Source organism: Nostoc sp. FACHB-133 (assembly GCF_014698055.1).
Taxonomy (GTDB): domain Bacteria; phylum Cyanobacteriota; class Cyanobacteriia; order Cyanobacteriales; family Nostocaceae; genus Nostoc.
Map to the genome: position 1 here is coordinate 1 of NZ_JACJSH010000116.1, position 9923 is coordinate 9923.

Annotated in this window: 6 protein-coding genes; 3 read left to right on the plus strand and 3 right to left on the minus strand. The window is 44.0% G+C overall.

Annotation, left to right across the window (positions count from 1 at the left end; all coding sequences use genetic code 11):
• Positions 1–224 precede the first annotated feature (224 nt).
• Complete coding sequence (gene ribBA, locus H6G86_RS36690; RefSeq protein WP_190938486.1) at positions 225–1898, minus strand: bifunctional 3,4-dihydroxy-2-butanone-4-phosphate synthase/GTP cyclohydrolase II; 1674 nt, start codon at positions 1896–1898, stop codon at positions 225–227.
• A gap of 333 nt (positions 1899–2231) precedes the next feature.
• Here ribBA and argC point away from each other — a divergent pair, with 333 nt between their 5' ends.
• The gene (gene argC, locus H6G86_RS36695) at positions 2232–3290 is read left to right on the plus strand and encodes an N-acetyl-gamma-glutamyl-phosphate reductase (RefSeq protein WP_190938487.1); all 1059 of its coding nucleotides are present in this window, start codon (positions 2232–2234) and stop codon (positions 3288–3290) included.
• A 155-nt stretch (positions 3291–3445) separates the two neighbouring features.
• On the opposite strand, the gene eno is transcribed toward argC, so the two are convergent.
• Positions 3446–4735, minus strand: a complete 1290-nt coding sequence (gene eno, locus H6G86_RS36700) for a phosphopyruvate hydratase (protein WP_163928910.1) — start codon at positions 4733–4735, stop codon at positions 3446–3448.
• A 309-nt stretch (positions 4736–5044) separates the two neighbouring features.
• Here eno and gloA point away from each other — a divergent pair, with 309 nt between their 5' ends.
• Both gloA and clpB read left to right on the plus strand, forming a co-directional pair.
• Positions 5045–5479, plus strand: coding sequence for a lactoylglutathione lyase (gloA, locus tag H6G86_RS36705; RefSeq protein ID WP_190938488.1), 435 nt, complete (start codon positions 5045–5047; stop codon positions 5477–5479).
• A 527-nt stretch (positions 5480–6006) separates the two neighbouring features.
• Positions 6007–8646, plus strand: coding sequence for an ATP-dependent chaperone ClpB (clpB, locus tag H6G86_RS36710; RefSeq protein WP_190938489.1), 2640 nt, complete (start codon positions 6007–6009; stop codon positions 8644–8646).
• Positions 8647–8753: 107 nt separating this feature from the next.
• Here the strand turns inward: clpB and H6G86_RS36715 are convergent.
• On the minus strand, positions 8754–9923 hold a 1170-nt coding region (locus H6G86_RS36715), incomplete at its 5' end, for a tetratricopeptide repeat protein (protein WP_190938490.1).

Here is a 9923-nt window from a genome sequence, read left to right on the forward strand (position 1 = left end):
CGAGTTCTGTCAAAGAGATTGTTGTAGTGACCCATGCTACGAAGCGGTCTTTCTTGACCAAGGTTGGGACGGTCTACTACTATTTCTAAGATACAAGGTTGGGTGAAGCGGAGCGAAACCCAACATATATCAGAATGTTGGGTTACGCAAAGCCTCCACCCAACCTACAATTTTTTTGCAACATTTTAGTCTTGCCATGCCACTACAAAATTTATTGAACCAGGCTATTTGCTAAAGCTATAGATTTGCTGCTTTTCTAGGCGATCGCTAATCGATGAAGGTAGTGTACCATCCGAGAATGTCTGCCGATCCAGTTGGACTTGTAAATTACTTAAGGGATCACAACCAGAGGAAATCAGAAATTCTAGTTTCTGGATGTATGGCAAGGTTGCAAGGTTATCCAGAATTTGGAAGATAGCTTGTATATAAGGATGGCCACTTTGTTGATACCAATCAGAGCTAGCAACTTTTGCTTGATCAAAACCCAAGTGTACTGTCAAAGATGGCTCGTCAAATATAGCGATCGCTAACGGACGCGCTTCTTCTTGCAACAATAAATCATTACTTTTCGCTAAATGTCGCAGTTTTTCTAAGCGTTCATAACGTTCTGTTACAGCTTCCGGGTCATCTTGCCAATGGATTGCTACTGTCACCAGATAAGTCTGTAACAGCATGTGACCCAGCTTTTTCGCCTTTGTCGCTAGGTAATAAGAATTGTAGTCGGTTGCTTCAATTAACAATGGCACGCGATCGACTACTTCCAATCCGTAACCTTTAACTCCAGCAATTTTACGGGGGTTATTGGTAATCAAACGAATCTTTTTGATGCCCAAATCCATCAGCATTTGTGCGCCCATGCCGTAGTCTCGCAAGTCAGCAGGAAATCCCAAACGCTCATTTGCTTCAACTGTATCCAGTCCCATATCCTGCAACGAGTAGGCTTTTAGCTTGTTAATCAAGCCGATGCCCCGTCCTTCTTGACGCAGGTATACAACTACACCTTGACCAGCAGCCTCAATCATCTTCAGGGCAGCTTCTAACTGCATCCGACAATCGCAGCGCAAAGAACCCAAAGCATCACCAGTTAAGCATTCCGAGTGCATCCGCACCATTACTGGCTCATCTTTGAAGTTATCTGGATCTCCTTTGACAATTGCAACGTGTTCTGTATTATCCAGGGTATGGCGGTAGGCGTAAATTTCAAACTGGCCGAATTGACTAGGCAGCTTGGTAATTACCTCACGATACACCAGGCGATCGTGCTGTAGGCGATAGCTGATTAAATCCGCAATACTAATTATTTTTAAATTGTGACGTTTGGCATATTCAAATAATTGCTGCAACCGCGCCATTGAACCATCGGGATTTTGAATTTCACAAATTACCCCGGCTGGATATAGTCCTGCTAGTCGAGATAAGTCTACAGCCGCTTCCGTATGCCCTGCGCGTTTGAGTACACCTCCAGCTTTCGCCCGAATGGGGAAAATATGACCAGGACGACGTAAATCGGTAGGTTTTGTAGCTGGATTGAGAGTAACCTGGATAGTCCGGGCACGGTCTTCTGCTGAGATGCCAGTGGTTACACCCAATTCTGGGCCAGCATCAATGCTAACAGTGAAGGCAGTTTGGTTCGTGTCTGTAATGTTGCTTACCATCAAAGGTAAGTCTAGCTCGTCTAAGCGATCGCCTGTCATTGCCAAACAAATCAGCCCTCTAGCTTCCACCGCCATGAAATTAATCGTGTCGGGTGTCGCAAATTGGGCAGCACAAATTAAGTCGCCTTCATTTTCTCTATTTTCATCATCTACCACTACAATTACACGACCAGCTTTTAGGTCTGCTAAAGCGGCATCAATCGAATCAAATTTAAAAGCTTGGGTAGGATTAGGCTGTGACACAGAAAGATTTCCAGCTACCAACGTAAATTTTTTTTACAATTTCTTCTTTTAGATTGTAGCTCCTTTATAAGGCAGAGAAGTAGACTAGCAATGATTTGATAACAGGGCAAAAATTTTTGCCGTTCAAAATGGGGATTTCAAAGTGCAGCGACAGCCAAGAAAGAACAAGATAAGGGGGAAAAATAGAATATTTTGTAACTTCGCCTCGTCTTCTTACTTTCCGTCCGAAAAAAGTAGAGGGGTTTTAGGTGTTTTGTATGCTAAGAGTCTAGTCGCTGATATTGTTGATAGCTGAGAACGAATTAACTATTCATGGGATAAGGATTTCAGATCATGGGCAAATTTAGACGCGTACCCGTTGGGATTGTTGGCGCGTCGGGCTATGGCGGAGTACAGTTAGTACGGCTACTGATGGATCATCCAGAAGTCGAACTGGTTTATTTAGGCGGTGAGAGTAGTATCGGTAAATCCTTTGGGGATTTGTACCCGCATCTGGCTCATGCCGCTAATCTATCAATAGAAGCGGTAGAACCAGAAATAATTGCTCATCGCTGTGAAGTAGTTTTCCTGTCTTTACCAAATGGTCTGGCTTGCCAAATCGCGTCCAAACTATTAGAAAAAGGATGTAAAGTCCTGGATCTGAGTGCAGACTATCGGTTCAGGGATTTGACAACTTATACAAATTGGTATGGCATTGAGAGAAGCGATCGCACCATTGCAGCTACAGCAGTTTATGGATTACCAGAACTTTATCGCGATCGCATTGCCGAAGCTCAACTTATTGGCTGTCCTGGTTCCTATCCCACTGCGAGTCTCCTGGCACTTTCGCCACTCTTAAAGCAAGGCTTAATCGTCCCAGAAACAGCTATTATCGATGCCAAGGCTGGCACATCTAGCAGTGGACGGCAACCTCAAACTAATTTATTACTATCTGAAGCAGATAATTCCATCGCAGCTTTCAATATCGGCCGTCACCGTCATACCCCAGAAATTGAGCAAATTTGCAGTGACTTAGCTGGTCACGAACTGATGATCCAATTTACACCGCATCTTGTCCCAATGGTACGCGGGATTTTGGCAACGGTATATGCCAAAATGAGCGATCCCGGTTTAGTGCGAGATGACTTAATCACAATCTTCTCAGCCTTCTACCGCAACTCTCCTTGGGTAAAAGTCTGCGGTAGCGGCATTTACCCCCAAACCAAGTGGGCTAACGGCAGCAATCTTTGTTACATCGGCGTAGAAGTTGACTCGCGCACAGGTCGGGTGATTGTCATGTCGGCAATTGACAATCTAATTAAAGGGCAAGCGGGTCAAGCGATTCAATGTCTAAACCTAATGATGGGCTGGGATGAAACTTTGGGGTTGCCCAAGTTGGGGTTTTATCCTTAATTGGGAATGGGGAATGGGGAATTGGGAATCGGGAATTGGGTATAGTTATTCTCTCCTTGTCCCCTTGTCCCCTTGTCCCCTTGTCCCCTTGTCCCCTTACTTCTTCCCCAGTCCCCAGTCCCCAGCCCCCAGTCCCCAGTCCCCAGTCCCCAGCCCTACTTCGGTCCTAAACCCACAGCACCAGCATAAACGGCGCGATCGCCTAGTTCATCTTCAATTCGCAGCAAGCGATTATATTTTGCTACCCGTTCGCTGCGACAGAGGGAACCTGTTTTGATTTGACCGGCACGGGTTGCTACAGCTAAATCAGCGATCGTTGTGTCTTCGGTTTCACCAGAACGATGGCTAATTACTGAACGGATGCTGTTACGTGTTGCCAAATCAATCGTTTCTAAGGTTTCGGTAAGAGAACCAATTTGATTGAGTTTAATCAAAATGGCGTTAGCGGCTTTTTCCTGAATGCCTCTTTGTAAACGAGTAGCGTTCGTTACAAACAAATCATCCCCTACCAATTGCACCCGCGAACCTAACTTCTGGGTCAGCAATTGCCAACTTTGCCAGTCTTCTTCGTGCAAACCATCCTCAATTGAGACAATTGGGTATTGGTCAACAAGTTGTCCTAAATAATCAATAAACTCAGCCGGGGCGTGAGGTTTACCATCGTAAACATACTGACCATTTTTGTAAAATTCGCTAGCGGCCACATCCAAAGCCAAAGCTACTTCTTCACCTGGCTTGTAACCAGCTTTCTTAATGGCCGCAACCAGCAATTCCAAAGCCACCTGATTAGATTCTAGGTTAGGGGCAAAGCCGCCTTCATCGCCTACACCAGTAAGCAAACCCTTCTCATCTAATACTTGACTGAGGGTAGCAAATACCTCTGCACCCCAGCGCAATGCTTCCCGAAAAGAAGTTGCGCCAATTGGGACAATCATAAACTCTTGAAAGTCCACGTTGTTTGATGCGTGTGCGCCACCGTTAATTACGTTCATCAACGGCACTGGGAGCAAATTCGCTAAAGGGCCACCCAAATAGCGATATAGAGGAATATCTAGAGATTCAGCACCTGCTTTGGCTGCTGCTAGAGAAACCCCCAAAATCGCATTCGCGCCCAAATTGGATTTGTTAGGAGAACCATCTATGGCGATCATTGTCCGGTCTAGGAGTTCTTGGTTGAGGGCATCCAAGCCTAGTAATTTTGGTGCAAGTGCTTCTTTGACGTTTTGTACTGCCTTGAGTACGCCTTTGCCCCCATAACGGCTTTTATCGCCATCACGCAGTTCGTGAGCCTCAAAAGTGCCTGTGGAAGCGCCACTGGGAACCTGCGCTAGCCCGACAACACCATTGGCTAAATGCACTTCGGCTTCAATTGTTGGTCTACCCCGTGAATCAAGAATTTCACGGGCTGCGATCGCTTCAATGGCAGTGTCTAAAAATTTACTCATCTGTACTTTATCCTTTATTCGAGTGTGTTACGCACCCAGTCCAGTTGCCTAACCCAATCGCTAGCTTATGCTGTTAAGAGACTTTATTGGCTGAGATTAAAGAAGATTTCCATTATATGGATAGGGAACAAGACCAAAAACGGGTAAGGGAATCAATGAAGGCAGGAGGCAGGAGGCAGAAGGAAAATTAATTGCCCTCTCCCTCTTTCAATTAATTTTTTCCCTGATGGCATTTCTACCTGAAGACTGTCAGCTAGGTAAAATGTTTGCAGAGAATAACACTAAATCAATTACACAGAAAAGGTCAATATGCGATTACTACATACAATGCTACGGGTAGGAAATCTGGAAGAGTCGTTGAAATTTTACTGTGAACTTTTGGGTATGAAATTACTGCGCCGAAAAGATTATCCAGGGGGAGAATTTACCCTGGCTTTTGTGGGCTATGGTGACGAAAGCGACAACGCAGTGATCGAACTAACTTACAACTGGGGTGTGGAAAAGTACGAATTGGGTAATGCTTACGGTCACATTGCCCTTGGAGTTGATGATATTTACGCTACCTGTGAAGAAATCCGCAATCAGGGCGGTAAAGTCGTGCGCGAACCAGGGCCGATGAAACATGGTTCGACAGTAATTGCTTTTGTGGAAGATCCAGATGGGTATAAAATTGAACTGATTCAACTAGGATCTCAAGGTTCAGCAGCCAAACAGGAATCACAAGAGCAACTTGTGACTCAGTAATTCATATAAGGGATTTCCCAAAAAATAAATTATCGCTAGGGTGGAATTTCACTTACTTAAGCTGGATTTAGATCCCCGACTTCTTGAAGAAGTCGGGTATCTGGGCAGCAAGTTTAGCTTAAGAGCGACCGCTTTTTAGGCGGGTTAGGGGATATCCTCTGCGTAAATCCTATTAGTGTATCCGTATTCCTAAGAGCGTAGGCGTAGCCGTCGTAGGCATCGATCCAATAACACCATCTGGCAAAGTCCGCTCAGAAGAGTGTTTTCGTTTTAAATTAGAAAATAGGTAGTAGATTAAACTATCACCAAATTACCAATCCTAAATTGCCACCGGATATACACGCGGATATACGCTGAGAATGTTTGGATAATTAGGGACTGGGGACTGGGGAAGAAGCAAGGGGGCAGGGGGACAAGGGGACAAGGGGACAAGGAGAATAACTAACTATACTCAATTCCCAATTCCCAATTCCCAATTCCCAATTTCCAATTCCTAAACTAAAAATCAAAATTCCAAAATTATAAAGATGCAACCTACAGATCCGAATAAATTTACTGATAAAGCCTGGGAAGCAATTGTTAAATCTCAGGATATAGTCCGTGCTTATCAACAACAGCAATTAGATGTTGAACATTTAATTATTGCTCTGTTAGAAGAACCCACTAGTCTAGCAATACGTATCCTGGCTCGATCTGAGGTCGATCCAATCCGCTTTCAACAGCAGCTAGAAGCCTTTATCCAACGTCAGCCCAAAGTTGGTAAAAGCGATCAGCTTTATCTTAGCCGTAGTTTAGATGTTTTACTAGATAAAGCCGAGGAAGCTAGAGTCAGGATGAAAGACTCCTACATTTCCGTAGAACATATACTTTTGGCTTTTGCTGAAGACGATCGCATTGGACGAAAGATCCTCAAAAGCTTTAGTGTGGACGCAGCTAAACTAGAAGCTACTATCAAAGCCGTTCGCGGTAGCCAAAAGGTAACAGATCAAACGCCAGAATCGCGCTATGAAGCGTTACAAAAATTTGGTAGAGATTTGACAGAACAGGCAAAAGCTGGAAAACTCGACCCGGTAATTGGGCGAGATGACGAAATTCGGCGGGTGATTCAAGTATTGTCTCGTCGCAGCAAGAATAACCCCGTATTGATTGGTGAACCTGGGGTAGGTAAAACTGCGATCGCAGAAGCTTTAGCACAACGGATGGTAAACGGTGACGTTCCCGAATCTCTGAAAAACCGCCAACTGATCTCTTTAGACATCGGTAGTTTAATTGCTGGGGCAAAATTGCGAGGAGAATTTGAAGAACGCCTGAAAGCTGTCCTCAAAGAAGTTATGGACTCTAACGGTCAAATTGTCCTGTTTATCGACGAACTACATACCGTAGTCGGTACAGGTTCCAGCCAACAAGGGGCAATGGATGCCGGAAATCTGCTCAAACCAATGCTGGCGCGGGGAGAACTGCGTTGTATTGGCGCAACTACCCTCGACGAGTTCCGCAAACACATTGAGAAAGATGCTGCCCTAGAACGCCGCTTTCAGCAAGTATTTGTCGATCAGCCAAGTGTGGAAAATACTATTTCCATTCTGCGGGGGTTGAAAGAACGCTACGAAGTGCATCACAATGTCAAAATTTCTGATTCGGCTTTGGTAGCAGCAGCAACACTGTCAGCACGTTATATTAGCGATCGCTTTTTGCCAGATAAAGCTATCGATTTGGTGGATGAAGCCGCAGCACAGTTGAAAATGGAGATTACCTCCAAACCAGCAGAATTGGAAACTATTGATCGCCGCCTCATGCAGTTAGAAATGGAAAAGCTGTCATTAGCTGGCGAAGAAAAGGGTACTCCCCAAACTAAAGAACGTTTAGAGCGCATTGAGCAAGAAATCGCCAATTTAACTGAAAAACAGCAAGTATTTAACGAGCAATGGCAAGGTGAAAAGCAGATATTGGAGGCGATCAGCGCTTTAAAGAAAGAAGAAGATGCGCTGCGAGTGCAAATTGAACAGGCGGAACGTGCTTATGACCTAAATAAAGCTGCCCAACTGAAGTATGGGAAATTGGAAGGAGTACAGCACGAGCGCGAAGCCAAAGAAGCGAGCCTTTTAGAAATTCAAAACCAAGGTTCGACATTGCTGCGGGAACAAGTCACCGAAGCCGATATTGCCGAAATCGTCGCCAAATGGACAGGAATTCCTGTCAATCGCTTATTGGAATCAGAACGGCAAAAATTGCTGCAACTAGAAAGTCATTTACATCAACGAGTCATTGGGCAAGAAGAGGCTGTAGAAGCCGTAGCAGCAGCCATTCGCCGCGCCCGTGCGGGGATGAAAGACCCCTCGCGCCCCATTGGTTCATTTTTGTTCATGGGCCCCACAGGAGTGGGCAAAACCGAACTTGCCCGTGCTTTAGCTCAGTTTCTCTTTGATTCTGATGATGCCTTGGTGCGCTTGGATATGTCTGAGTATATGGAAAAACACTCAGTTTCTCGGTTAGTAGGTGCGCCTCCAGGATACGTAGGTTATGAAGAAGGCGGTCAGCTTTCCGAGGCGGTTCGCCGCCGTCCCTACTCAGTGGTGCTGCTGGATGAAGTGGAAAAAGCGCACCCCGATGTGTTCAATATTTTGTTGCAGGTGTTAGATGATGGAAGAATTACTGACTCTCAAGGGAGAACGGTAGATTTTCGTAACAGCGTTATTGTGATGACCAGTAACATTGGTAGCGAACATATTTTGGATGTATCGGGTGATTCTCAGTATGAAACAATGCGGAAGCGGGTAATGGAAGGTTTGCGATCGCATTTCCGCCCAGAATTTCTCAACCGCGTCGATGATATTATTCTCTTCCATACCCTAAATCGCACGGAAATGCGGCAGATCATCCGTATTCAACTCAAGCGGGTAGAAAATCTCCTGCGCGAGCAAAAAATCTTCTTTGAGATATCCCAAGCAGCTTGCGATCACCTTGTGGAATCAGGCTATGACCCAGTTTATGGTGCGCGTCCACTCAAACGCGCAATTCAGCGAGAAGTAGAAAACCCCCTCGCCACCAAGTTATTGGAGAATACTTTTATCTCTGGAGACACGATTATCATTGACAAAAATGAAAATGGTCTGTCTTTTAGCAAAAAAGTGCTGGTGAAGGTGTCAGTACCACAGATTGCTACATAGTCAGAGAAGGCGATCGCTACATCAGTTTATATTTAGTAATTTATGTGCGATCGCTTTTAATTTAAACTATTTAAAATTTCAAAGGCTTAAAACTATTGCTACATCTTTTATTGAATTAAAGCTTTAAAGCGCTCATCCTCCCGAATACCATCAAAATCTGAGTCAGTTTTTGCTATCTCACGATATTGATCGGGATTTAGGTTGATAGCCTGTTGTAGATTTTCAAATACTAATTCGACATTATTCTGTGAAGCATAACAGCAAGCCTTGTTGTACCAAGCGGTATGATTATCAAGTTTAATCTCTATAACTTTATCAAAACTGGCAATAGCTTCTTCATAGCGCTCTAACTTCATTAACACAAAGCCTTTATTAGACCATGCAACGTAATCGTCATATCGAAATTCAAGGGCTTTGTTGCAACTTTCTATAGCCTCTTCATATCGACCTAAGTAATAAAGTGCAAAACTTCTGTTTGTCCAGGCTAATTCAAAATCTGGTTTAATTTCAAGAACTTTGTCAAAATTGTTAAAAGCTTCTTCGCAGTGTTCTAATTCAGATAGTAGATGATTTTTTTTGTTAAAAAAATCTTGGAAGATAAACCCAATTTCTAGTGCTTTTTCAGAAACAGGACTCATTCCTTCACAAGAGTATTTTTTAAGCAATAAATAGCCTCGGTTGTTCCAGCATTGGTAGTGATCAGGTTGAATTTCCAGCACGTTGTCAAAACTGGAGACGGCTTCAGAGTAACAACCTAAGTGATATAAAGCATAGCCTCGATGCTCCCAGGCATAGTGGTAGTCTGGTTTCATTTCCACTACCTTGTCATAGGATGCAATTGCTTCTTCATAGCTTCCTAAATTTAATAGCGCATTGCCCCGATTGTTCCAAGCTTCATGGAAATCAGGTTTATATTTCAGTGCTTGATCGTAAGAAACGATCGCTTCTTCATAGCTTCCTAAATTTAATAGTGCATTGCCCCGATTGTTCCAAGCTTCATGGAAATCAGGTTTATATTTCAGTGCTTGGTCGTAAGAAACGATCGCTTCTTCATAGCTTCCTAAATTTAATAGTGCATTGCCCCGATTGTTCCAAGCTTCATGGAAATCAGGTTTATATTTCAGTGCTTGGTCGTAAGAAACGATCGCTTCTTCATAGCTTCCTAAATTTAATAGTGCATTGCCCCGATTGTTCCAAGCCTCATGGAAATCAGGTTTATATTTCAGTGCTTGGTCGTAAGAAACGATCGCTTCTTCATAGCTTCCTAAATTTAATAG

Excerpts from the sequence above, each read along its gene's own strand:
- argC (WP_190938487.1), top strand. The coding sequence starts at position 2,232 with ATGGGCAAATTTAGACGCGTACCCGTTGGGATTGTTGGCGCGTCGGGC.
- eno (WP_163928910.1), bottom strand. The coding sequence starts at position 4,735 with ATGAGTAAATTTTTAGACACTGCCATTGAAGCGATCGCAGCCCGTGAA.
- gloA (WP_190938488.1), top strand. The coding sequence starts at position 5,045 with ATGCGATTACTACATACAATGCTACGGGTAGGAAATCTGGAAGAGTCG.
- clpB (WP_190938489.1), top strand. The coding sequence starts at position 6,007 with ATGCAACCTACAGATCCGAATAAATTTACTGATAAAGCCTGGGAAGCA.